The 24,764-nt window shown below is 56.2% G+C and carries 24 protein-coding genes; 18 read left to right on the top strand and 6 right to left on the bottom strand.

The features are described 5' to 3' along the window. Positions 1–13 precede the first annotated feature (13 nt). Positions 14–394 carry a winged helix-turn-helix transcriptional regulator gene (locus BM323_RS16605; RefSeq protein WP_008106016.1) on the bottom strand — a complete coding sequence of 127 codons (381 nt, stop codon included), beginning with the start codon at positions 392–394 and terminating at the stop codon, positions 14–16. Between the two features lie 99 nt (positions 395–493). On the opposite strand from BM323_RS16605, the gene BM323_RS16610 reads away from it, so the two are divergent. Continuing rightward, positions 494–1,225: an SDR family NAD(P)-dependent oxidoreductase gene (locus BM323_RS16610; RefSeq protein ID WP_008106018.1), complete on the top strand. Its 732-nt coding sequence runs from the start codon at positions 494–496 to the stop codon at positions 1,223–1,225. Positions 1,226–1,266: 41 nt separating this feature from the next. Here BM323_RS16610 and BM323_RS16615 read toward each other — a convergent pair whose 3' ends face one another. Then, entirely contained in the window at positions 1,267–1,914 is a 648-nt protein-coding gene (locus BM323_RS16615; RefSeq protein WP_008106020.1) for a CPBP family intramembrane glutamic endopeptidase, read from the bottom strand. 218 nt (positions 1,915–2,132) lie between these two features. On the opposite strand from BM323_RS16615, the gene BM323_RS16620 reads away from it, so the two are divergent. The 3 genes from BM323_RS16620 to BM323_RS16630 all read left to right on the top strand — a co-directional run bounded on the left by BM323_RS16620 (position 2,133) and on the right by BM323_RS16630 (position 5,857). Further along, on the top strand, positions 2,133–4,721 hold the full coding sequence (locus BM323_RS16620; RefSeq protein ID WP_008106022.1) for a bifunctional diguanylate cyclase/phosphodiesterase: 2,589 nt from the start codon (positions 2,133–2,135) through the stop codon (positions 4,719–4,721). Positions 4,722–5,068: 347 nt separating this feature from the next. Further along, positions 5,069–5,368, top strand: a complete 300-nt coding sequence (locus BM323_RS16625; RefSeq protein WP_008106024.1) for an I78 family peptidase inhibitor — start codon at positions 5,069–5,071, stop codon at positions 5,366–5,368. 171 nt (positions 5,369–5,539) lie between these two features. Further along, positions 5,540–5,857, top strand: coding sequence for a hypothetical protein (locus BM323_RS16630; protein WP_008106025.1), 318 nt, complete (start codon positions 5,540–5,542; stop codon positions 5,855–5,857). A 12-nt stretch (positions 5,858–5,869) separates the two neighbouring features. On the opposite strand, the gene BM323_RS16635 is transcribed toward BM323_RS16630, so the two are convergent. Continuing rightward, positions 5,870–6,121 (bottom strand): biofilm development regulator YmgB/AriR family protein, encoded by a 252-nt coding sequence (locus BM323_RS16635; protein WP_008106027.1) that lies wholly within the window; start codon positions 6,119–6,121, stop codon positions 5,870–5,872. A gap of 392 nt (positions 6,122–6,513) precedes the next feature. Here BM323_RS16635 and BM323_RS16640 point away from each other — a divergent pair, with 392 nt between their 5' ends. Next, the gene (locus tag BM323_RS16640) at positions 6,514–7,818 is read left to right on the top strand and encodes a multidrug efflux MFS transporter (RefSeq protein ID WP_008106028.1); all 1,305 of its coding nucleotides are present in this window, start codon (positions 6,514–6,516) and stop codon (positions 7,816–7,818) included. On the opposite strand, the gene BM323_RS16645 is transcribed toward BM323_RS16640, so the two are convergent. Beyond that, positions 7,757–10,837: a beta-galactosidase gene (locus BM323_RS16645; RefSeq protein ID WP_036648771.1), complete on the bottom strand. Its 3,081-nt coding sequence runs from the start codon at positions 10,835–10,837 to the stop codon at positions 7,757–7,759. The genes BM323_RS16640 and BM323_RS16645 overlap by 62 nt on opposite strands. 253 nt (positions 10,838–11,090) lie before the next feature. On the opposite strand from BM323_RS16645, the gene BM323_RS24525 reads away from it, so the two are divergent. The 7 genes from BM323_RS24525 to BM323_RS16675 all read left to right on the top strand — a co-directional run bounded on the left by BM323_RS24525 (position 11,091) and on the right by BM323_RS16675 (position 17,609). Further along, complete coding sequence (locus BM323_RS24525) at positions 11,091–11,234, top strand: hypothetical protein (protein ID WP_008106033.1); 144 nt, start codon at positions 11,091–11,093, stop codon at positions 11,232–11,234. A gap of 313 nt (positions 11,235–11,547) precedes the next feature. After that, positions 11,548–11,802 (top strand): anti-adapter protein IraP, encoded by a 255-nt coding sequence (gene iraP / locus BM323_RS16650; RefSeq protein WP_008106035.1) that lies wholly within the window; start codon positions 11,548–11,550, stop codon positions 11,800–11,802. 102 nt (positions 11,803–11,904) lie between these two features. Next, positions 11,905–12,207, top strand: coding sequence for a PsiF family protein (locus BM323_RS16655; RefSeq protein ID WP_008106038.1), 303 nt, complete (start codon positions 11,905–11,907; stop codon positions 12,205–12,207). A 286-nt stretch (positions 12,208–12,493) separates the two neighbouring features. Then, complete coding sequence (locus BM323_RS16660; RefSeq protein WP_008106041.1) at positions 12,494–14,017, top strand: sodium:solute symporter family protein; 1,524 nt, start codon at positions 12,494–12,496, stop codon at positions 14,015–14,017. A 1-nt stretch (position 14,018) separates the two neighbouring features. Beyond that, the gene (locus BM323_RS16665) at positions 14,019–14,792 is read left to right on the top strand and encodes a glucosamine-6-phosphate deaminase (protein WP_008106043.1); all 774 of its coding nucleotides are present in this window, start codon (positions 14,019–14,021) and stop codon (positions 14,790–14,792) included. Further along, positions 14,785–15,954 (top strand): N-acetylglucosamine-6-phosphate deacetylase, encoded by a 1,170-nt coding sequence (locus BM323_RS16670; RefSeq protein ID WP_008106045.1) that lies wholly within the window; start codon positions 14,785–14,787, stop codon positions 15,952–15,954. The genes BM323_RS16665 and BM323_RS16670 overlap by 8 nt, the downstream gene beginning before the upstream one ends. Before the next feature lie 125 nt (positions 15,955–16,079). Then, positions 16,080–17,609, top strand: a complete 1,530-nt coding sequence (locus BM323_RS16675) for an FAD-dependent oxidoreductase (protein ID WP_008106047.1) — start codon at positions 16,080–16,082, stop codon at positions 17,607–17,609. Positions 17,610–17,752: 143 nt separating this feature from the next. Here BM323_RS16675 and proC read toward each other — a convergent pair whose 3' ends face one another. Further along, positions 17,753–18,565 (bottom strand): pyrroline-5-carboxylate reductase, encoded by an 813-nt coding sequence (proC, locus tag BM323_RS16680; protein WP_008106048.1) that lies wholly within the window; start codon positions 18,563–18,565, stop codon positions 17,753–17,755. Positions 18,566–18,712: 147 nt separating this feature from the next. On the opposite strand from proC, the gene BM323_RS16685 reads away from it, so the two are divergent. Further along, the gene (locus tag BM323_RS16685; protein ID WP_008106050.1) at positions 18,713–19,156 is read left to right on the top strand and encodes a YaiI/YqxD family protein; all 444 of its coding nucleotides are present in this window, start codon (positions 18,713–18,715) and stop codon (positions 19,154–19,156) included. Here the strand turns inward: BM323_RS16685 and BM323_RS16690 are convergent, their stop codons facing one another. Then, entirely contained in the window at positions 19,157–19,849 is a 693-nt protein-coding gene (locus BM323_RS16690; RefSeq protein ID WP_008106052.1) for a DUF2076 domain-containing protein, read from the bottom strand. It lies immediately after the preceding gene. 283 nt (positions 19,850–20,132) lie between these two features. Between BM323_RS16690 and aroL the strand changes: the two genes are divergently transcribed. From aroL to BM323_RS16715, 5 genes are all read left to right on the top strand, one after another. Continuing rightward, positions 20,133–20,657, top strand: coding sequence for a shikimate kinase AroL (gene aroL / locus BM323_RS16695; protein WP_008106055.1), 525 nt, complete (start codon positions 20,133–20,135; stop codon positions 20,655–20,657). 108 nt (positions 20,658–20,765) lie between these two features. After that, positions 20,766–20,957 carry a YaiA family protein gene (locus BM323_RS16700; protein WP_008106056.1) on the top strand — a complete coding sequence of 64 codons (192 nt, stop codon included), beginning with the start codon at positions 20,766–20,768 and terminating at the stop codon, positions 20,955–20,957. A 357-nt stretch (positions 20,958–21,314) separates the two neighbouring features. Next, positions 21,315–22,067 (top strand): IclR family transcriptional regulator, encoded by a 753-nt coding sequence (locus BM323_RS16705; protein WP_008106058.1) that lies wholly within the window; start codon positions 21,315–21,317, stop codon positions 22,065–22,067. Between the two features lie 188 nt (positions 22,068–22,255). Beyond that, positions 22,256–23,815, top strand: coding sequence for an OPT/YSL family transporter (locus BM323_RS16710; RefSeq protein ID WP_008106060.1), 1,560 nt, complete (start codon positions 22,256–22,258; stop codon positions 23,813–23,815). A 15-nt stretch (positions 23,816–23,830) separates the two neighbouring features. Next, positions 23,831–24,763, top strand: coding sequence for a DUF1177 domain-containing protein (locus BM323_RS16715; protein ID WP_008106062.1), 933 nt, complete (start codon positions 23,831–23,833; stop codon positions 24,761–24,763). Position 24,764 lies beyond the last annotated feature (1 nt).

Consider the following 24,764-nt stretch of genomic DNA (forward strand, 5'->3'; position numbering starts at 1 on the left):
ATTAATGGCGACCCTACGTTAGCTCATCTGCGTGGGTGCGATCGTACTCTTCCTGCGCGCGTTCCAGTGATGGACCATGCTCCAGCGCCCAGTCATACAGCGCGATAAACGGTTGCTGCAGCGTCTGCGCCAGCGGCGTCAGGCTGTATTCCACACCGATTGGCGCTGTGTTTAACACTTCACGATTCACCAGCCCATTGCGCTCCAGCCGTTTTAACGCATCCGCCAACGCTTTGTGGGTGATGCCATCCAGCCGACGGCGAATCTCATTGAAACGCGACGGCTTAGTACAAAGCACGGTAAGAATTAAAATCGACCATTTATTGGTGATGTGCTCCAGCACTGGCCGGGTTTTTCCTACATCTCTCAAGCTGTTACCGTCGATCTCCGCCATGGCGATATACTCCGCGATATCTGGTATAAACAAAGTGCGTAATTGTTATTAAGTATAAAATATATACCATCGGCTTTCTACCCAAACAGGAGAGAGCAGATGAGCAGACTGGATAAAAAAGTGGCGGTGGTGCTGGGCGGTGCAAAGGGAATTGGTCTGGCGATCAGCCAGCGTTTCGCCAGTGAAGGCGCGACAACCTGGTTTACATCGCGCCGCGATGAAGAGTTACAGGCCGCCAGCAGCAGCATCACCGGCAACGCGCATCCGCTGCGTGCCGATGTGAGCCAGCAGAGTGAACTAACGCGCATTATCGAGACGATCAGGCGCGAATCCGGCCAGCTGGATGTGTTGGTGATCAACGCTGGCATGGCGGAGTACGCCACCATTGATGAGATTAGCGCTGAGCATTTTGATCAAATCTTCGGGCTCAATGTGCGCTCGCCGGTGTTTGCCCTGCAGGCGGCATTGCCGCTGCTGAAGCCCGGCGCCAGCGTGGTATTGATTGGTTCGATTGCCGATGTGATTGGCACCCAGGGTTACGGCGTTTACAGCGCCAGCAAAGCCGCGCTGCGATCCTTTGCCCGCACCTGGACGCGCGAGCTCTCCGCGCGCGGCATCCGTATTAACGTGGTGGCGCCCGGCCCGATCGATACCGATATGATGCAGGCGGCTTCTGAAGAGGTGCGCAACGGCATCACCAGCACCATTCCGCTCAGCAGAATGGGCAAACCCGAAGAAGTGGCCAACGTCGCGCTGTTCCTTGCCAGTGACGAGAGCAGCTACATAGCAGGCGCAGAAATCTGTGTGGATGGCGGTTTGACGCAGGTGTGAGGATCATTCACGGCCATCTGAGGATGGCTGTTTTTGCTTGATCAGGCGAAATACCAGGCGGGCAGGATAGCGATCAAATTATTCAGCGTGTGCAGGAAAATCGGCAGCGCCAGACTATTACTGCGCAAACGCGCATAGCACAGCAGCAGGGAAAACAGCGTTAAGGCGACCAGCGTTTCCCAGTGCACATATTGAGTGTGCATCACGGCGAACAGCAGGGAAGTGAGCAGCATGCAGGCAAAACGGCTTCTCGGCGCCCACAGCAGAAAACCTTGCAGTAAAAATCCGCGGAACAGCACTTCTTCAAACACCGGCGCCAGCAATACAGCGGTGAGCAGCAGAATCAGCATCGAGCTGCGTCCCTGCTGCGATTGCGCAATCAGCCAGCCTTCCGGTTGCAGAAACTGCGTCTGCGCCACCATCAATGCAAACAGCAAACCGATAAACAGCAGCGCCTGCATTGGGCGCACATACCCCAGCGGAATATCGCTGCGACGCTGGCAGTAAAAACGGTATAGCGGATAGATCACCGCAAACTCCACCAGGCAAAGCACCGGCATCAGCAAGCCGTTGGTGCGCAGCATCCCGTAATTGGGAAACAGCGTAACCAACATGGTCACAAGGTAATAGACCACAAAGCTACCCACGTAAAACAGCGTCAACGTAACTTTGTCGGATTGGGTGTCCATAGGCGACTCAGCGAGCAGAGGAGAGCGCATAGTAGCAACGCCGATCATCGCTGTCGAGGTGGCGTGCTGCACATTTGCGCTGCTCAAATATTCCACCAACAAGACTAAATCTGCGGCACTCGGGGCCGATAACCTTTCAAACCCTTACAGGGTGGAGATGTGCGCAGTCTGCGTTGTCATCCGCCTTTTTTGCTGCCTGTATTTCGCGAGCATTGCGCATGAATTCTGAGTTTCACCGGCACGCGGCACTGGCCGCCAGGGCCAACATGGAAGCACACACGGTACGGGTAACGCGGCGCAGCCTGCGCACCTTGTCCTCGCTGCTGTTTGGCGTACTGCTTCTCTCGGTGGTGATGGTGCTGGTTATCGCCCATCGACAAAATATCGACGCCATCCAGCAGGATGCCAATTTGCTGCGTCAGGCGTGGCAGCAACAGCAGCAGGAGATGATCGTCGATGCGCGCGATTATGCAAACTGGGGCGAAGGCTGGAAAAACCTGCATCTGACGGTCAATAAGGTTTGGGCGTGGGACGAAGAGAACTTTGGTCCGGGACTCTACAAGGAGTATCACTACGATGGCGTGTTCGTGGTGGATGGCAAGGGGAAAACCCGTTACGCGGTGATTCGCGGCAAATTATCCGATGTCACGTTAGAAAGCTGGTTAGGCGCACAAAGTGACCTTTTAGTGAGCACGGCACGTACGCTGCATGATGCCGTGGCACGCAATGCCAAGGTGGAGAACCATCCGGCCATTCTGGTAGCGGCGCCGATTACGCCGGGCAAAGTGCCGGATTTGCCAACTATTCCCGGCCCCGCTTCGGTGATGGTATTCGTTAACATTTTCAGCCCAGACAAACTGCAAGCGTTGGGCAAATCCCTGAATGTGATTGAGCCGCGCATCGCCAGCGGTTTGAACGATGCGCTGTTTGAACCTCGGCTGGTGGAGCCGGTGCTGCAGGGCGAACCGTTGGTGTTGCGCTGGCAGCCAAAAAATCCAGGCTTCGGCGTGATCTGGCTGATGATGCCGCTGCTGCTGTTCACCGCGCTGGCGGTGGCGCTGGTGACGCGTCGCGTGCTGCGTCATGCGCTGCATAATGCGGTGATCTCCGATCGGCGCTTTGAAATGCTGGCGATCAGTCAGCGTGAATTAGCCAACAGCGAAGAGCGTTTTCGCGATCTGGCGGAAGCGGCGTCGGATTGGATCTGGGAAATCGACGATCAGGGCCGTCTCTGCTATCTCTCCTCGCGCTTTGCTGCGGTTACTGGGCATGAAGTGAAAAGCTGGATGGGGCGTCCGCTCGATCAACTGCTGAGTCATCCCAGCCATTCCCTGGTCTCGTGGCTGATGCGCCAGGGTGAAGAGGTGCAGCACGTGCCGCTGCGCTGCCAGTTTATGTCGGCCAACGGCGAGCGACGTATTGGGCAGTTAATGGCGAAAGCCATTCGGCGTAACGGCCTGCGCTCGGGTTTTCGCGGCACGGTTTCGGATATCACCCACGAAGTGGATGCCGAAGCGCGCATTCAGTTTCTGTCACGCCATGACATGCTGACCGGCCTCGCGAACCGCATGCAGCTGCAGGAGTATTTAACCGCCTATCTGGAGAGCGTTAGCGAAGATGATCCGCTGTTTGTCATCAGTTTCGATCTCGATCAGTTCAAACCGATCAATGATACGTGGGGCCACGCGGTTGGCGATGAAGTGCTGAATGAGATCTCAAAACGGCTGAAAAGCTTGCTGGCGCCGAATGAACTGGCGGCTCGGCTCGGCGGCGATGCCTTTATTTTGTTGCTGCGCGAAAGCACGCGCGCTGGCGTGGAATACCGCTGTCGTGCGCTGCAGCGCATGGTGCATCAACCGATCATCAGCGGCTCGCATCAGATCAGCCTCACCGCCAGCATGGGCATCGTTTCGGCACCGCAGGATGCAGCGCATCCGGAAGCGCTGTTACGGCTGGCTGATATTGCTTTGGCTCAGGCGCGCAGTGCCGGACGCGATCAGTGGGTGTGGTACTCCAGCGATATGGCGAACCATCTGCAGTCAAAACGCGACATGGTGCAGGCGATTGAAGCTGCGCTGCACAATCACGCTTTCACGCTGCATTATCAGCCGCGCTATCAGCTACAAAGTGGGCAACTGGCCGGTGCGGAAGCGCTGATTCGCTGGCAGATAGCCGACGATCAATGGATCACGCCCGATCGCTTTATTCCGTTAGCGGAAGAGAACGGTCTGATAGCGGCGATCAGCGATTGGGTGCTGATGCGCGCTTGCGTGGACGCCCGCGACTGGGGCGAACAGCGCTATGTTTCCGTCAATATTTCGCCGGTTGAGTTTCGTAATAACGATCTGGTGCAGCGCGTGGCGCATGCGCTGGAGGTGAGTGGATTACCGGCCACGCGGCTGGAACTGGAGATCACTGAAAACGTCACTTTTGAAAATCCGGATCGTGCACTGGAGATCATGCAAGGCCTGCGCACGCTTGGCGTGCGGCTGACGGTGGATGATTTTGGTACCGGCTATGCGGCGTTGGGTTATCTGAAAACCTTCCCGTTCAACGGTTTGAAGATCGATCGTTCATGGATGAAGGAGTTCCCGGAATCGCAGCAGGCGCAATCGGTGGTCGCGGGAATTGTCGGCCTGGCACGCGCGTTTGCGCTGACCATTACCGCAGAAGGGATTGAAACCGAAGCACAGCTGAAAGAGCTAAAAGCGCTGTCGTGCGAGGAAGGGCAGGGATATTTCCTTGGCCGACCCATGCCGCTGGCGGCGTTTAATGCCCGGTTGCAGGAAGAGGAAACCGTCAATTAATTTTGCACACATTGTAGCGGCGCAATTTATTGCGCGATAAATCGCGCCGCTACGAAATGTGCGGTGGCTTATTAACGCACTCTGATCGCAACAAACGTCATCAGCGCCGCGAAGCCAACAAAAATCACCAGTTCCATAACGCCTCCTATCTAAGAAAATTCTTAGTTAATTGTAGTGTTCCGACGCGTGATGTTTAGACAGTGCGTGCGATTAATCCTAACTTTTGAGAGGAAGATCGTGCTTTAAAGCGAATTTATGCGACCAATCTGCTGTAAATATTTCCGCTTCACGGTCACGCTTTGCTACTCTCAAAAACCGGTTGTCTATTAATCCAGGAGGAGAAACTTGTGACCCATTATGGAAAAGCGCTACTGGTAACGGCCTTATTTGCCCTCAGCGCCTGCCAGTCCGCCAGCAAACCTGACACCAGCGCTGCTGCCAGCCACGATCCGGAAACCGATCAGTGCGGCGCATCGCAATATCAAAACTACGTTGGTCAGCCATTATCAACACTCGACAGCAAACGCTTCGCGGTGCCGGTGCGTGCCATTCCGTGGAATTCAGCAGTAACGATGGATTTCAATCTGCGTCGCATAAATTTCGCAGCGGATCAAAGCGGTAAGATTTCCCGGGTGTACTGCGGATAACACCAAAACGACATTGCATTGTCATCTGGCTGTCACAGCGCCGGGCGAGGATAACTGCGCACTACGGAGATTTCCTCGTCACTCTCGAATATGCAATGCTCGTCTTATTTCTTCCCGCTTCGGCGGGAATTTTTTTATCTTTCTGCCTATAAGGCTGATAGAGGAGTGATGATGAGAAAAAGTGCAAAATTGCTGCTGTTAACGCTGATGTTAAGCCCGCTGGCGCAGGCATCGAGCGAAGCGGCGTGGCAGCAAAACGATAAGAATATGCAGCAAAGCTGTCTCAAGGCCAGCGGTCTGAAGTCAGTGAAAGTGGTGGGCAAGCCGATTCAGTATGACGATAGCGTGGGCTTTGATGCGCTACTGCTGGAAGGTCGCTATCCGCAAAAGCATATGAAAAATCAGGTCGGGCGCGAACTCTGCCTGTACCAGCGTCAGAGCGGTAAGGCGTTTGTCAGCGAAGCCGACCATCTGCGTACAGTAAAATAATGGCGTGGGCCGCTAGTTTTGCGGCCCCGATTCCAGCAGTTTTGCCAGTAAGTTGCGATAGCTTTGCAGCTGCTGTTCATCCCCTTCGAATTCCAGCTTATCAATCACGCGCGCAATAATCGCTTTGCTGGTGGCAGGCTGTCCGTCATCCATCAGTTCGCGCATGATCGCCGCTAACATGTCGCTCTCATGCGGTGCATGCCAGGCTGGGCTATTGAAGTAGTCGGTAATCGCCCGACTGGCGCTGTTTGGCTGGGTTCTCATAGCTGACCTCCGCAGAGACAACGATGCCCACCGCCGGATAATGGCAGCATGGGGAAATAAAGGTTAATCATGCGGACTGTCCAGAACAGACAGCGCGTCGCCAGTGATGACTGGTGGTTTTTTAAACATAGATGCGGTGTGGAATATTGTCAGTAACGTGTAGACATATTTTTTCACGTTTGCCTGCAGTCTCGATGCGCTTATCTTGCGGCAAGCATTGTTTCAGCACATAAAGACACTAAAAAACGCCCCTCTGACATGATTTGCTGTGAGCAGAATCACGCTCGACAGTGTAAAACTGCGTTTTTTCGCCGATGCCATGTTTTGCCGTCCGGTAATGTTATGAGATTGTTAGACTGAACCCTCGTTTCATTCTTCTGATGCCCGCGCCCATGTTACGCTCCATCGAGTCCTGGAAAGTTAATCTGATATCCGTCTGGTTTGGCTGCTTTTTTACCGGCCTCGCCATTAGTCAGATCATTCCCTTCCTGCCGCTGTACGTTGAAGAACTCGGGATTCGTGGCGGTAACGCGCTCAGCGTTTGGTCTGGACTCACTTTCAGCGTCACCTTCATTGTTTCTGCCGCCGTCGCGCCGTTGTGGGGCAGCCTTGCCGACCGCAAAGGGCGCAAGCTGATGCTGCTGCGCGCCTCGTTCGGCATGGGCGCGGTGATTCTGCTGCAGGCGTTTGTCACCCAGGCGTGGCAACTGCTGCTGCTGCGCGCGCTAATGGGCCTCACTTCCGGCTATATTCCCAATGCGATGGCGCTGGTGGCGGCGCAAGTACCGCGCGAACGCAGCGGCTGGGCGCTGAGTTGTGTTTCCACCGGGCAGATCAGCGGCGTGATCCTCGGGCCGATGATTGGCGGTTTGCTGGCGGACTGGCTCGGTTTGCGCATGGTGTTTATCGTCACGGCGGTGCTGCTGATGGTGAGCTTCCTTGTCACCTTGTTCCTGATAAAAGAGACCGGTTATACGCCGGTTAGCAAACAGGACAAGCTGAGCGGGCGCGAAGTGTTTCGCAGCCTCGATAATCCGCGCTTAATGATCTGCCTGTTCTTCACCACCATGGTGATTCAGATGTGTAACGGTTCGGTGAATCCGATCCTGACGCTGTTTGTGCGCGAGTTGGCGCCGAATGCGCAGAACATTGCGTTTCTCAGCGGGGTGATTGCCGCACTGCCAGGCGTATCGGCGCTGATCTCCGCGCCACGGCTGGGTAAACTTGGTGATCGTATTGGCACGCAACGCATTCTGATCGCCACCATGATTGTGTCGTTGCTGCTGCTGGTGGCGATGTCGTTTGTCACCAGCGCGACGCAGTTGGGCGTGCTGCGCTTCCTGCTGGGATTTGCCGATGGCGCGATGATGCCGGCGGTGCAAACGCTGCTGGTACGGCATTCACGCGATAACGTCACCGGGCGTATTTTCGGCTACAACCAATCGTTTATGTATCTGGGAAATGTGGCAGGTCCGCTGCTGGGCGCGGCGGTATCGGCGGCAACCGGCTATCGCTGGGTGTTCTTCGCCACGGCGATGGTGGTGTTGGTCAACGTGATCTTCCTGCGCCGTTTCTATCGCCGCCCGAAAACCACGCTGACTCCGCCTGTGAGCCAGCGTGACAGTGCGGAAAAACCTACTGACGCAACGTCAGCGCGTAGTGCCAGCTCTGCTGAGAAAGCAAAAACTCCGGGCTAACGCTTGGACTCCATGAATCGTCACCGCCGACGCCCATGTGGAAGCCGTCGAGGTGCAGCCAGCAGCCATCCTCTGGCTGCAATAAGTGACGATGCGAGGTTTCACGCAGCTGTTCAAGGCTGTAGTGACTGAGCGAGAAGGCGAAGTCGCCGCTCACCTGCAAGCCATTGCTTTGTAACTGACGCGTGCCGCAGCGCAAGCCATTTTCACCGGGGAACACATACGCGGTGCTGAGTGCCGCCAGCGGCAGTTGCCAGCGTGAGAACTGCGCCGCCAGCTGGCGATCCGGATAGTTCTCGTGCGGGCCCAAACCAAGCCAGCTCACCTGCTGCGGTGACTTGACCAGTTGGCAGCGCAGCCCGATGCGTGCCGGCGGCGGCAGACCCGCGGATTGTTCCACATTGACGCTAATGGTCAACTCGCCGTTAGCATTGATTTGATAGCGTTTGTGGCTGGTGAAAGCCAGTTGGCCGTTGGCGTGCCACTGATGCCAGGTTTCAATCAGCACGCTGTGTTTCAGGCTATCGACCTGCATATCCACCAACACCGCATCCAACTCATCGTAGCCCGCACGCTTCCAGCGCTCGATCCACGCATTGGGATCAACATTGGCGGCTTCGCTGGTGCCGATATCATTATCAATCGGTGCACGAATAAAGCACTCCTGCAGCGGCGTGAGCAGGGTTTCTTCATCATCGACAAACCATTGCACCAGCTCACCGCTGCGGCGCGAGAAGTGCCAGCGCTGCTGCGGCAGCACCACCGCCACCAGATCGTGATTGGCGATCAGTTCCGGCGCGGTGGCACCGGTCTCTATAACGCGCACCGGCAGCGCAGCGGGCAGCGGCCACTGATCCCAGGCAACGCGCGCATTCGCTTCGGACCACGGCGTGGCGTTGACCTGATGCACCGCGAGATTCAGCCACGCGTTGCCCTGCAAATCTTCACTGGCCGGCAGCGTAAACGTCTGGCTGCCTTGTGCGGCGAGATCGAGCGGCATTTCACCGCTGGCGATAGCAACGCCATCCTGCTCGATTGACCAGCGCAGCACTTCGTTATCGCTGCGGCGGAACAGATATTCGCTGCTGACGGTAAAGCGATACGACTGGTTAGCGTCACGTTGAAACTGGAAGAACTGCTGCGCGCGCTGGGCTTCAAACAGCGCCGGATGCGGTGAGCGGTCGGCAAAAACCAGCCCGTTCATGCAGAACTGGCGATCGTTGGGCGTATCGCCAAAATCCCCGCCGTAGGCTTGCCAGGCTTCGCCGTTATCGTCATAGCGCGTCAGGCTTTGATCAACCCAATCCCAGACGAAGCCGCCCTGCAAGCGCGGGAACTGGCGGAACGCCTGCCAGTATTTAGCGAAGCCGCCAAAGCTGTTACCCATTGCGTGCGCATATTCGCACAGGATCAGTGGACGCGTTTCGCCCGGCAGACCAATCCACTTTTTCAGCGACCACTTGGGTACCGCAGGGAAAGGCTGATCCTGATCGACGCGCGCGTACATCGGGCAGACGATATCGGTGGCGGCCGTGTTGGCGCCGCCGCCTTCGTACTGCACCGGACGCGTTGGATCGCTGCTTTTCACCCATTGATAGAGCGCATCATGCGTGCTGCCGTGACCGGATTCGTTGCCCAATGACCAGATAATGATGCAGGCATGATTGCGATCGCGCTGCACCATGCGCGTGACGCGCTCGCTGTAGGCGGCGAACCAGCGCGGGTCGCTGGAAAGACGGTTCATTGGCTGCATGCCGTGCGTTTCGATATTGGCTTCATCCACCACATACAAACCGTATTGATCGCACAGGCGATACCACAGCGGATGATTGGGATAGTGCGCGCAACGCACGGCGTTGAAGTTGTGGCGTTTCATCAGCTCGATGTCGCGGCGCATACTGGCTTCATCCACCACCTGACCGTTTTCCGGGTGATGTTCATGGCGGTTCACACCGCGAATCAGCAGCGGCTTGCCGTTCAGGCACAATTGCCCTTTTTCAATGCTGACGCGGCGGAAACCCACGTCATAAGCTTCGACTTCGAGCACGTTGCCATTTTCATCCAGCAGCGTCACCACCGCGCGATAAAGATGCGGCGTTTCGGCGCTCCACAGCAGCGGCTGGTTGACCGGCAAGATCAGCAGGGCGCGTTCAGGATAATGTCCGCGCTCGTCGATGATGTCGCTGCCAGGTGCCTGTTCCTGCTCGCCAATGCAGCTGTCGCCGCGCCACAAGCTGACGCGCAAGCGGCATTGCGCGGGCTGACGATCGCCAGCGTGGATTTTGACGCTAACGCGAAGATCGCCGCGCAGGTATTCCGGGCTCAGCGCGGTTTCTATCTGCACATCGGCCAGTTGCGTTTCCGGCTTATGCAGCAAGCTGACATCGCGGAAGATGCCGCTCATGCGCCACATATCCTGATCTTCCAGATAGCTGCCATCGCTCCAGCGCAACACCATCACGGCTAAACGGTTTTGGCCGGGCTGTAGCGCCTTGCTGAGATCAAATTCGGCGGGCAGGCGACTGTCCTGCGAATAGCCGATCCACTGGCCGTTACACCACAGGAAGAAGGCCGAATTCACGCCATCGAAGATAATGCGCGTCTGGCCCTGTTGCAGCCAGTTATCGTCAACTTTAAATGTGAGCGAATAACATCCTGTGGGATTCTCTTGCGGCACTAAAGGCGGCGTGACCGGAATCGGGTACTGCACGTTGGTATAAATCGGCGCGTCAAAACCGTGCAGCTGCCAGTTAGCGGGCACCGGCAGCGCATCGGCGCCGGGCAGATCCTGCAGCAGCCAACTTTGTGGCACCGCTTCAGGCTGCGTGAAGTAGCTGAAGGTCCATTGACCGTTCAATGACTGGCGCGAAGGCGAAGGGCGATCGTCGCGCGCGCTGGTTTCATCGCGCCAACTGGCAAACGGCGGATGCGCATCCAACCGATTAAGGCTGGTGATCACCGGGTTTTCCCAGTCACGGCGCGCCAGAATTTCACTCAGGGATACAGCAGATAAGCTCATGATGAGATCTCATTTATTGTAATGCGCTCACATTGCGTGAAATTACACCGGCTGTAAAGCGCTCGACAGCAATTTTGCGTAGCGCGTAGGCACCAATCGATGCCGCCTGTGTGATGTTTTTGCCGCTTTAGTGCCAGTGAATTGTTAAGCGTGGTGAGCAGAGATGAATAGCGCCGTGTTGCGGAGAATTCTGTATTGTCGCGCCCGATGCGGCCTCATACACTCAGCCCGATTTCACCATTCCGAGGTAATTATGGTCCGTATTATTAAAATCGCCGCAGTTGTGGCACTGGTCACTGCGCTGAGCGGTTGTATTTTCCCACCTCCGGGCGGCGGCGGTTGGGGCGGCGGTCATGGTGGCGGCGGTCCGGGACGCGGTTTTATGGGGCCCCACTAATACCCGTCATACTTCAAGCTGCAGGTGCGTTGGCTGCGTGCATTCACCTTCAGTCACTTACTAAAGTAAGCTCCTGAGGATGATTGCACTTGCCGCCTTCCTGCAACTCGAATTATTTAGGGTATAGGTAAGCGAAACGTTTCAATAAATCTTTAAACGCCTGGTGAAACGTTTCGCTATTACATATTGAAATCTAGCCGGTTTTTTTTATTCTGCCGTTTGGCTGTTTTTTTCTGAAAACCCTTAAAAATCCTTGTTGTTTTATTCTGCGCAATGCTAACGTCTGTTTTTCTTCTCTCATTGAGCTTGTCGCATGAAAAACCTGATTGCGGAACTCCTTCTAAAGCTGGCTGAAAAAGAAGAAGAGTCTAAAGAATTAGTGGTTCAGGTTGAGGCGTTAGAAATCGTGTTAACCGCGATGCTGCGCAAACTGAATCCCGAACAATTCCACGACATTGAGGCCGCTATTAAATTAGCCATGCCGCCCGTCGCTCCCGCTGCTGAAACGCCCGATACCACCATGCTGCGTAATTACGTAGAGAAGTTGCTGCACCATCCCCGCGTTTAACGGCTATCGCCTGTTTTTTCAGGCGAATGTCATTATCGATTTCTCGTATTTGCTTATTCCGTGCCATGCTTAGGTGGCAATAATGCTATGGAGAATCCGGTAATGAAATCGTGTCTTTTGGCAATAATGACAGCAGGCTTGCTGATCGCAGGCGGTGCGAGTGCGGCAGAGAAAACCGCACAGCAGGAAAAAATGACCATGTGTAACCAGAGCGCCGGTACACAAAATCTGAAAGGTGATGCGCGTAAAAGCTTTATGAGTGACTGTCTGAAAAAAGACAGCAAAATGGGCAATATGACGCCGCAACAAATGAAGATGAAAACCTGTAATGCTGATGCGGGCGATAAAAAGCTCACCGGCGATGCACGTAAAACGTTTATGAGTTCGTGCCTGAAGAAAAGCTGATTTAATTAACGGTTAGCCCCGTCTTATTAAATCTAACCTGCGTGAAAAGTAATAAGGGTTCATGTTTAGCGTGAACCCTTTTTTTATTGCTGTAAGCTGCAGCGTAGTGGTATTCAATTTTACTTATCACGTCAGAGGAAAAACTCATATCAGGATCCTCATCACAAAACTGCACCGATAACGCTGGCAGGATGCTTTAGTCCTAAATGATGACTAATTATTCTAAACGCCTAATCCCCGCGAAGCCGGACCGTTCGTTGGGCAGCCTTTACCTGTGGAGTCTGCTATGAATGTGCTTGATTATGCTGTGATGGCGCTTTATGCGCTGATGATTGTGGCTATAACCTTGTGGGCGATGCGCAAGGTGGGCAGCACGCGTGATTTCTTTGCCGCCGGCGGCAAAATGCCGTGGTGGCTGTCGGGCGTGTCGCATCATATGTCGGGCTACAGCGCTGCGGTGTTTGTCGCCTATGCGGCGGTGGCCTACAACATGGGCATCACCATCTATTTTTGGTGGGCGTTTCCCATCGCCATCGCGGTGTTGATCGGTTCTCGCCTGTTCGCGCCGCGCTGGGCGCGCTTGCGCATCTACATGAACATCGAATCGCCAATGGAATATCTCGCCACGCGCTACAACCTGCCCACGCAAATGGTGCTGGCGTGGAGCGGCGTGCTGCTGAAAACCTTTGACGTCGGTGCGAAGTGGGCGGCGATTGCGGTGATAATTAACGTCTTCACCGGACTCGATCCGCTGATCGGCATCTGTGTTTCCGGCGCGCTGAGTTTGTTTTACACCGTGATGGGCGGATTGTGGGCAGATGCCTGCAACGACTTCGGCCAGTTCGTGGTGCAGTTTGTCGCCGCGATTGTGATGGTGGTCGCGGTGGCGGTACATCTCGGCGGTTTTGCTGAGCTGTTCACCATCTGGCAGAAGCTGCCGTCAACCCACACGCAGATTATTCAGGAGCCGTACAGCATCGGCTTTATTCTCGCCTATTTTGTCATCTACACGCTGAGCTACAACGGCGGCACCTGGAATCTGGCTCAGCGCTTCATTGCCGCGCCCGCTGGCCGCGATGCGCGCAAAGCAGCACGCCTCTCCGCCGCGCTCTATCTGATCTGGCCGCTGATTCTGTTCTGGCCAATGTGGGCGGCGCCGCTTTTGTTCCCAAATCTCAGCGATCCGTCGCGATCTTATTCGATGATGGCGATGGAACTGCTGCCGAATGGCTTAGTCGGTTTGGTGCTGGTGGCGATGTTTACTCACACGCTGTCGATGACCTCATCGGATGCCAACGCCATTACCGCCGTGGTGACGCGCGATATCCTGCCTGGCATGCTGCCAAAGCAATTTCAGCGCGGTAAAAGCTCGCTGCTGGTGGCGCGGCTCACCGCTTTCCTCTTCATTATCACCACGCTGGTGATTGCCATGAACGCCAGCCACTTCGGCGGCGTGCTGTCGCTGCTGATCATCTGGTTTGGCGGCTTAGTGGGGCCGATCTCCATTCCGATGTTACTGGGTTTGCTGCCGGCGTTTCGTCGCAGTGGCAGCGCCGCCGCACTGGTGAGTTGGGCGATTGGCGTCGGCACCTTCTTCTGCGTGAAATTTATCTTTACCGATGTCAGCACCGCCACCGTGGTGGCCGCGCCAGTGATGTCTTCACTGGTGCTGTTCGTGGTGATGGGCTGGTTGCGCCGCGCGCCTGTGCGCCCGGAAGTGGATCAGCTGCTGAATGCACTCAATCAGGATCAGGATGCGCCCGCTGCACAGCGCTGGGCGCACAAAAGCAACGTCTCTCAGGAGGGATAACATGACGCTATTACAACAGGGAACCCGAGATCGCTTACGCATCAAACGCTTCGCCAGCCGCGCGGCATTAGGTGCGGATGCGGCGCAGGATGTGGCTGCGTTTCTGCGTCAACGGCTGAGTGAACAGCATGTGGTGCGCATGGTGTTTGCCGCTGCGCCCTCGCAAAACGAGTTTCTCGCCGCGCTGGTTGCGGCGAAAGATATCGACTGGTCGCGCATTCACGCCTTCCATATGGATGAGTACATCGGGCTGGACGCGGATGCGCCGCAACGCTTTAGCCACTTTTTACGCCAGAAACTGTTTGATGTGGTGCAGCCTGGTGAAATCCACCTGATTCCATCTTGCGGCGATCCGGCAGAAATTTGTGCGGATTACGCTAAAAAACTTAATGCCGCTCCGATTGATGCGGTATGTCTCGGCATTGGCGAGAACGGCCATTTAGCCTTCAACGATCCGCCGGTGGCCGACTTCAGCGATCCACTCACTGTGAAAGTAGTGCAACTGGATGATGCCTGCCGCCAGCAGCAGGTTAACGATGGCTGTTTCGCCACTTTCGCTGCAGTACCGACCCATGCTGTGACGCTAACGATTCCCGCGCTGATGAGCGGAACGCGGCTGTTCTGCATGGTGCCGGGCGCCACTAAACGCGCGGCGGTGCGGGCAACGCTCAATGATGCGATCTCCACCGCCTGTCCGGCGACGTGTCTGCGCCAGCATGCCGATTGCACGCTCTATACCGACAGCGATGCCTGCCCGGAGGTGACCTTTGACTAACCTCATTTTGCGCGGCCGCGATTACCGCACGTTGCAACCGATTGAGCTGGAAATTGATCACGGCACCATTATCGATGTGCGCGCGCTGAGCGAACTGGAAGAGGAGATTATCCTCGCGCCGGGCTTGGTCGATCTGCAGGTCAACGGCTTTCAGGGCGTCGATTTCAACCATTTTCCCTTCAGCGAAGAGGATGTGCTGCACGCCACGCGCGCGCTGTGGCAGCAGGGCGTCACCAGTTTTTTGCCGACGGTGATCACCGCCATGCCGGAGGAGATTGCGCAGGCGATGCAGCGACTCGCCAGCGCCTGCCAGCATCATCCTGACGTGGCTCGCGCCGTGCCCGGTTTTCATCTGGAAGGACCGTTTTTGTCGCCTGAAGATGGGCCGCGCGGTGCGCATCCGCGCGAGGCGATTCGCGCACCGGATATCGCGCTGTTCGACAGCTGGCAGCAAGCGGCTCAGCAGCATATTCGCCTGCTGACGCTGTCACCGGAATGGCCGCACAGCGATGCGCTGATCAAGCATTGTGTGGCGCAGCAGGTGCGCGTCGCCATTGGTCACACTTCCGCTACGCCACAGCAAATTCATGCGGCGGTTGACGCGGGTGCCACGCTCTCCACTCATCTCGGCAACGGCGCGCATCTGCAACTGCCACGCCATCCCAATTATATCTGGCAGCAGCTGGCCGAAGATGCGCTGACGGCCACCTTGATTGCCGATGGCGATCACCTGCCGGCGGACGTGCTGAAAGTGTTCCTGCGTGCCAAAGGCGAGCAGGCGCTGCTGGTCAGTGACGTTACTTCTTTTGCCGGGCAGCCGCCGGGCATCTATGACACGGCGATTGGTGGCCGCGTGCAGCTCAGCGCCAGCGGACGCCTGAGCATCGCCGATGCGCCGCAACTGCTGGCGGGCTCCGCGCGCGGTTTGCTGGAGGGCGTGAATTTCCTGCTGCGCCAGCAACTGGCGACGCTGGCGCAGGCGATTGAGATGGCCTCCATACGTCCGGCGCGCCAGCTCAATCTGCCGCAGCAGCAAGGTCTAGCCTGCGGCGCTCCCGCCGATGTGTTGCTGCTGGCTGCTCAGCCGGATGGCAGCGTGGCGTTACGCGGCTGTGTGAAGCAAGGCGCTGCGGTGTGGAGTGAAAACGCAGATTATCTTTAGCGATTAAACAACGACTTACTTCTCGCTGCGCTTTGTTGTTGCGGACAAATCACCATGCTTTGCCAGGCTTACTCTTTGTAGGGATTTGCTGTTTACATCAAAAACCAGAAGAAAGGAGGCCTAACGTGAGCTATCAAACTGTCGTGGAACTCAAGTCGCTGGCGCAGCGCAAACCTACCAAATTTACCGTCGGCGACACCGATGTGGTGTTGATTCGTGATGATGAGCGTGTGCAGGCGTTTCAGGCCAAATGTCCGCACGCCGGTGCGCCGTTAGAGCAGGGCGCAGTGTGTGGCGACAAGCTGATCTGTCCGTGGCACAAAGCGGTATTTCAGCTGCAGGATGGGCAGATGTGCGAGCCGCTGGCGCTGGCGAATCTGAAGCGTTATCCGGTGCGCATTGAACAAGGCAAAGTGCTGGTTAGCCCGCAGGCGATGTCGCCCGCCAGTGCGCCTTCTGCACAAGGCGAGTCGCCGGTTTGCGTGATTCTCGGCTCGGGCGCGGCGGGCAGCGCGGCGATCTGGACGCTGCGCGATGAAGGTTTTAGCGGGCACATCGTGCTGATTGAGCGGGAATCGGCTGCGCCTTACGATCGCACCGCGCTGAGCAAATTCGTGCCTTCAGGCAAAATGGCGATTGAAGATGTACCGAAGCTGCTGAAGCAGGATGTGCTGGGCACGGTGGAGCGGATTCAGGGCGATGTCGAGCAGCTTAAAGCGCTTGATAAGATGCTGATCCTTAAAGGCGGCCGGCAGGTGAAGTTTGACCAACTGCTGATTGCCAGCGGCAGCGTGCCGCAAGCGCTCGATATACCGGGTAAAGATCTCGAGGGCGTGCATCTGCTGCGTTCGCTCAATCAGGCCGATGAACTACTAAAGGAAGTCGATAAGACCGAGCAGCTGGTGATTATCGGCAACAGTTTTATTGGCATGGAGATGGCGGGATCGCTGCGTAATCGTGATGTTGATGTCACTGTGATTGCACGTCATCCGCTGCCGTTTGCTAAACAGTTTGGCGAAGAAATTGGCCGCCATTTTTACGATCTGCATCGCAGCAACGGCGTGAAGTTTGTCGAAGGCGATCCGGTGGCGCTGGAAGGCGAGGGCAAAGTGAAAGCCGTGCGCCTGAAAAGTGGCAAAAAAGTCGATGCCAGTTTGGTGCTGTTTGGTACAGGCGTGGTGCCGGCGACAACATTCATCCACGATCTGCCGCTGGAAGAGGATGGCAGTTTGCTCACCGACAGCCAGCTGCGCGTAGCCGATAACATCTGGGTGGCCGGTGATATCGCTAGTTATCCGTCGGTGCATGGCCCACAACGCATTGAGCACTATCGCGTGGCGCATCAGCAAGGACGCATCGCGGCGATGAATATGTTAGGCAAACAGATTCTGTATGACCGCGTGCCGTTCTTCTGGACTGCGCATTACGGGACGCGTTATGAGTATTTAGGGCATGCGGAAGAGTGGGATGATTACCGGCTGCTGGGATCGCTGCAGAATAAGCAGTTTATCGCTTTCTATTGTCAGGAAGGGATGATTGCGGCGGTATGTTCTGCCGGACTGTATACGCTGACGGCAGCGCTGGTGCAGGAGATGCAGCAGCCCATGACGCTGGCGCAGGGTATTGCGTTGTATGAGGCGTACTCTGCGGCCTGATGCCCTCACCCCGGCCCTCTCCCACAGGGAGAGGGAGACGCACGATCAGTTCCCTCTCCCGCTTGGGAGATGCTGCCATATGCTCGATCGGTTCCCTCTCCCGCTTGCGGGAGAGGGTTAGGGTGAGGGGCAAGCCGCACCGATCACTGCTTACTCAACGCCTCTGACTTCGCCATACACTGCTGCATCGCGTTAATCACCGCCGCGCGGAAGCCTTTCTCTTCCAGCACTTTCACCGCTTCGATGGTGGTGCCGCCTGGCGAGCACACCATATCTTTTAGCTCGCCCGGATGCTTACCGGTTTCCAGCACCATCTGCGCCGAGCCTTTTACCGCCTGCGCCGCAAACTGATACGCCTGCGCACGCGGCATGCCGCCGAGCACTGCGGCATCGGCCATCGCTTCGATAAACATAAACACATACGCTGGCGCCGATCCGCTCACGCCAACCACCGCGTGAATCAGGTATTCATTCACCACCGCCGCTTTGCCGAAGCTCTCGAAAATCCCCACCACTTCATCCACTTCATGCGCTTCCACCAGCACGTTTGGCGTCACGGAGGTCATGCCTTCGTTCACCAGCGATGGCGTATTGGGCATCACGCGGATGATTTTGCGATCGTGGCCGAGCACCGACGCCAGAGAATCCAGCGTCACGCCTGCCGCAATCGAGACCACCAGCACATCTTTCTTCAACTGGCCGGCAAGATCTTTCAGCACTTTGAGAATCACATTGGGTTTCACCGCGCCAAACAGGATATCCACTTCGCGCGCCAGACTTTCCACGCTATCTGCGGCGGTAACGCCATATTGCTGCGCCATCGCCTGATTGGTGTCGGGCTTACGGTCGAATACCCAGATATTGGCGGGGGCGATCTGCCCGCTGTTGACCAGTCCGCTAATAATGGCTTTCGCCATATTGCCGCAGCCGACAAACCCGATTTTCTTCTCCAGCATCGCTTTATCCTCTAAGTGGTTCATTTTCTGTGGGGGTAAGCTTACGTCAGCAGGGATTAATAACAAGGCGGGCGGCCAGCAAAAACAGTTGCGATTCTGCCGCAGCACGGCAAGATCAGCCTCATTGCCGGTTAAGAAGGATTCATCATGTCGATTTGGGTTGATGCGGATGCCTGTCCCAATGTCATCAAAGAAGTGCTGTACCGCGCGGCCGAGCGCACCAAAGTTACCGTGACCTTTGTCGCCAACCAGCCGCTGCGCGTGCCGCCGTCGCCGTGGCTGAAAACGCTACAGGTCGCTGCGGGGTTTGATGTGGCGGATAATGAGATTGTGAAACGGGTGCAGCCTGGCGAGTTGGTGATCACCGGCGATATTCCGCTGGCAGCGGAAGTGCTGGAGAAGGGCGCTGCGGCGCTGAATCCGCGCGGAGAACGTTACTCGACAGACACCATTCGTCAGCGCTTAACCATGCGTGACTTTATGGAGACGATGCGCGCCAGCGGGATTCAGAGTGGCGGCCCGTCGACCTTAAGCCAACGCGACCGCCAATTGTTTGCTAACGAACTGGATAAGTGGTTACGTCAGCGCTAATCAGACGAAGCTGTCATCGTCATCGTAGTCACCGCCAAAATCGCCGAAATCATTGTTATCCGCAACGTTGTTATCCCAACCCGAATTATCGTTGTTGAGGAACGCGTTGTTGCTGTCGTTGCCATTAAAGGTGTCGAGGCTGTTATCCACCTGCGGCAGCGCCGGCTCGTTGATGATGTTAACGATCTCTTCTGGCTGTGAATGGTGGAACATGCTGGTCAGCATATCCGCCATCACCACGCCGCCCGCCACACCAACTGCCGTTTGCAATGCGCCGCCGAGGAAGCCGGTGCCGCGTGCCGCTGGTGCGGCATTTTGCTGCTGTGGCGCTGGCGCATACTGCTGTTGCGGCTGCGGCGGTGGATTACCCCACGCCGGTTGCTGTTGCGCTGCCGGACGCGATCCGCCACCAAACAAGCTTGAGAGAAAACCGCCGCTGCTCTGCTGCGGTGCCTGTTGCTGCTGCGCCTGCGCCAGACGATTTTCCAGATCCGTAACCTGCGCGTTGAGTTTTTTCAACGCCGCTTCCTGAATCAGGATCGCCTGCGACATGTAATAAGGCGCGCCGGGCTGATTCTGTAAATGCTGTTTGATTAACTGCTCTGCGCCAGCATCACGCGGGCCGCTTTGCGTCTCAGCCTGTTTCAGTCGGCTGAACAGATTTTCAATAAGTTGTTGTTCTTCGCTTTGCATGGGGAACCCTCCTTTAAGGTATGCCTCATATATGAGGGCGCGACTAAAGAAAGTAAATCAGCGGCCTGGTAAGGAAATGTTGGCCGCTGTTACATTTGGCCCGATGCACGATTCATGCATTGTTTTTCGCTGGCTTTTCAAACGGCTAGCTTAAGATGTGACTGAAATACGCGTAAATCGTGCCTCACGGGTGGCTGATAAAATAAAATCCAGGTATTATGCGACGCATTATTGACCTGATGACGTTGCCCGCGCGGCACATTACGGCGGAGGATGAGCCCGGATGTCATTACCCATCTATCTGATCGGCGCACGCGGTTGCGGTAAAACCACTGTTGGCAAGGCGCTGTCGCAAGCGCTGGGCTATGCCTTTAACGATACCGATCATTATCTGCAACTCACTACGCAACGCAGCGTGGCGGAGATTGTGGCGTCTGAAGGGTGGGATAGTTTCCGCGCCCGCGAAACGGAATCGCTGCGTGCGGTCACCGCGCCGAATACGGTCATCGCCACTGGTGGCGGCATGGTGCTGGCTGAAGTGAACTGTCGCTTTATGCGCGAACACGGTCAGGTGATTTGGCTGAATGCGCCCTCAGAAGTGCTGGCCGATCGTCTGGAGCATCAGCCGGAAGCAGCGCAGCGTCCCACGTTAACCGGCCGCCCTATTGCCGAAGAGATGGGCGATATCCTGCGTGAGCGTGCCCATCTGTATCGTCAAACCGCGCATCATGAAGTCAACGCGATGCAATCGCCCGATCGCGTGGTTGAGCAAATTTTGCAATCGCTCTCTCTGGCGCGCGCCAGCTAAACCCTCAGATTTCTCTCTGTTTTTTTGCAGCGATCCTCAGTTGTCTATACTTAGCGTTAGGCAGAGGATCACCGCTGTCTGTGGACAACTGATAGAAGAGGGAAAACGATGCCAACTAAACCACCCTATCCGCGCGTCGCGCGTATTGTCGCCGTTGAAAAAGGTTCGGCGGATCAAACCGTCACCTGGTATGAATTACGTGCCGACCATCCCAAACCCGATACGTTAATCAGCGAACACAAAACCGAAGCCGAAGCGCAAGATGCAAAAGAGCGCTATGAAGATGCCGGTAAAGATTAACTTTACCCGTCATATTTCAAGCTGCCGGCGCGTTGGCTGCATGTGTTCACCCCAGTCACTTACCTAAGTAAGCTCCTGGGGATTCACACATTTGCCGCCTTCCTGCAGCTTGAACTATTTAGGGTAAAGAATCTCAGCCGAAAAACTGCAATATTCCAAAAAAGTTACACACTTTCCTGCTGAATATTTTACTCACCTGATTACGTCATTTATTTCCCCCTTCACGCCGTATTTTATTCTGCCTTAAATTTCCTCAGAAACGTCCGGCTTAAAATTTGCGCTTGACCGCAAAAGCGTAGCGCTTTACTTTCTGGTTATTGATATAGGAACTCAGTTCCATATAGTGAAACCAACGCCATGACCACACTCGAAAATGCCTCCGCCGTACTGAAGTTGTTTCAGCGCTTTGGCGTGACGCAGGGCCATCCAGGCTTAACCTTTACCGAGGTGGTGGATGCGTTGGGCTTGCCGAAAAGTACGGTATCGCGCCTGCTGGCGACCATGGAAAGTGAAGGCTTACTTGAGCGTGACACCGAAAGCCGCTGCTTCCAGATTGGTCGCGTGCTGCTGTCGGTGGCGGGTCACTATCTGTCGACGCCGTTAGTGGATAGCGCGTCGGCGCCGATGGCGCGTCTGGCGGCCAGCAGCGGCTGCATGGGCTATATCTCGGTGCTGGATGGCGACGATGTGCTGGTGATGCGCATGTATCACGGCCGTTTCTTCACCCAACTGGTGACGCCGCCGGGCACGCGTGTTTCATTAACCGGCACCTCGACCGGACGCGTGCTGTTGGCGCAACTCAGTGATGAAGAAGTTCGCGATCGTTTTGCCAGCAACTGGCAGGCGGCGTCGATGAATTCGCCGCTGAGCGTCGATGCGTTATGCAAAGAGTTAGCGGTTATTCGCCAGCAAGGCTGGGCACTGGCGCGCAATGAGACGCTGCCAGGCATCAGCTCGTTAGCGGTTGCGGTAACCAATAAACATCGCGGTGAAAGTGCCGCGCTTTGTCTCTCGTTTTTATCGCAAGAAGCGGCACCCGGTTATCCGGAGATGCTGCTCAGCGAACTACGCGCAACGGCTGCACTGATGGCCGAAAAGTACGGCGCATAATCCTGTCCAAACAGGAAACCCTATTTTAGTTTTGAAGGCGTTTATTCGCGCCACACCAGGGAAATAGCAGGTCTTCGGACCTGCTTATTTCAATAGTCAGGGAACGATTAATATAAAAACGTTGATGTCCCGCGTGTCGGGCGCTGCGAATTAACGCGTTTTCTACAGGGTGAAAATACGGGGATCTTATGCGTCAAAATAATCCAATAAAAAGTGTTGGCGTTGCCTTAATGCTGGTTCTGCTGTCCGTTGCAGGTGCCATCATTGGGGTTCAGCTTATTACCACCATTGGGGTGACACCCAATACCTCTATTATCGGCGCGCTGTTTGCCATGCTGCTGGCGCGTATTCCACTGCAATGGTTTCGTCGCTATCGCTCCATTGAAGTCCAAAACCTCGCGCAAACCGCCATCTCTTCTGCCACCTTCGGTGCCGCCAACAGCCTGTTAATGCCAATCGCGGTGCCGTGGGCGCTGGGCGAGCCGCAGCTGGTGCTGCCGCTGTTTGTCGGCGTCAGCGCGGCGATGCTGCTCGATGCTTATTTACTCTATCGTCTGTTTGATACGCGCGTCTTCCCGGCCAGCAATGCCTGGCCGCCGGGCGTGGCGGCAGCCGAAGCGATCAAAGCCGGTGATAAAGGCGGTCGTCAGGCCTGGTTGCTGGTGGTGGGCATTGTCGGCGGCATTGTCGGTTCGATGCTGAAGATCCCCATGTCGGCATTTGGTACCGCGTTTATCGGCAATATCTGGGCGCTGAGCATGCTCGGTATTGGTTTCCTGCTGCGTGCTTACGCGCAACCGGTTGCTGGCATTGATATCAACGCGCTCTATATTCCGCACGGCGTGATGGTCGGTGCAGGTTTGGTGGCGTTGATTCAGGTGGTGCAGGTGATTCGCAGCCGCCGTAATGATCAGGTCAACGTCAGCCGCAGCGACAACGAAGTGAAACGTTCGCTGGGTTTCGGCACCGTCGGCTACATCGTCATCTCCACGTTGCTGGCGCTGGCGGGCGGCTTGTGGAGCCAGATGGGCCTGCCGATGCTAGTGCTGTTTATTCTTTACGCTGCCTTTGCTGCCTTCGTGCATGAACTGATTGTCGGGATTGCTGCTATGCACTCGGGCTGGTTCCCGGCCTTTGCGGTGGCGCTGATTACTTTGATTCTCGGCATTCTGCTTGGCTTCCCGCCGCTGGCGTTGTGCCTGCTGTGCGGCTTTACCGCTGCCACCGGTCCGGCGTTTGCTGATATGGGTTATGACCTGAAAGCCGGCTTTATCCTGCGCGGCAACGGTGCCGATGTGCAGCAAGAGCTGTGGGGTCGCCGCATCCAGCTGATTGCCGCGATGATCGCCTTTGTGATCTGTATTCCCGTTGTGTGGTACGCGCACACGATTTTCTTTGCCGAGAATCTGCTGCCGCCGGTGGCGCGCGTCTATGCCAAAACCATTCAGGCCGGAGCCGAGCCGGGTATTGCTGGAAATCTGCTGATGTGGGCGATTCCGGGCGCCATCATTCAGCTGATCGGCGGACCGAAGCGTCAGCTTGGTGTGTTGCTGGCGACCGGTTTATTGATCAACAACGCCGCTGCGGGTTGGGCGGTGATGGTGGGCATCGCGCTGCGCATCATCATCCTGCGCGTGTGGGGCGAGCGTGGACGTTCACCGATGGAGGTGATGGCCGCTGGATTTATCGCCGGCGATGCGCTCTACAGTTTCTTCCATTCACTCTTTGCCAGTGGCACCAAGAAATAATCCAGGGAATTCATTATGAGTTTACAGCAGACACTGCAGGTCTTTGAGTTACTCGATAGCGCCTACATTGATGGTCAACAGGTGGTTGATCTGTTCGCGACCTATCCGGGCGTCACCGCCAGCACGAAACGCGTCACCGGGCCCAAAGGGCGGACCGATTTCGTTCGTATCGACATTCCCGGTGCGCAGGGAAAAAGCAACGGCGGCAACGCGCCAACGCTTGGCATCATTGGTCGCCTCGGCGGGATTGGTGCGCGTCCAACGCGTATTGGGATGGTGTCAGACGCCGATGGCGCGGTCGCAGCGGTGAGCAGTGCGCTGAAGCTGGCGCAGATGCAAACCAAAGGCGACGTGCTTGCCGGTGATGTGATCATCACGACCCACATCTGCCCGGATGCGCCAACCCGTCCGCACGAACCGGTCGATTTCATGGATTCGCCGTGCGACGACATCACCATGAATGACAACGAAGTGATTGCGGGCGTCGATGCGATTCTGTCGATCGATACCACTAAAGGTAACCGCATTCTCAATCACAAAGGCTACGCGCTGTCGCCGACGGTGAAAGAAGGCTACATCCTGCGCGTGTCAGAAGATCTGCTGCGCATCATGGAGATGACCAGCGGCAAACCGGCGGTCACCTTCCCGATCACCACGCAGGACATCACGCCATACGGCAACGGGGTTTACCACCTCAACAGCATTTTGCAGCCTTCCACTGCGACGGATGTGCCGGTGGTGGGCGTGGCGATATGCGCCGAATCGGTGGTGCCGGGCTGCGGTACCGGCGCGAGCCACGAAGTGGATATCGCTTTAGCGGTGAAGTTTGCGGTGGAAGTGGCGAAAGAGTTCGGGCGTGAAACCTGTCACTTCTACGACGCGCAAGAGTACGCTCTGCTGCTCTCTTTGTATGGTAGTCTCAGCCATCTGCGCACCCGGAAAGCCTGAT

This window comes from Pantoea sp. YR525, from assembly GCF_900116775.1.
GTDB classification, from domain to species: Bacteria; Pseudomonadota; Gammaproteobacteria; order Enterobacterales; family Enterobacteriaceae; genus Pantoea; species Pantoea symbiotica.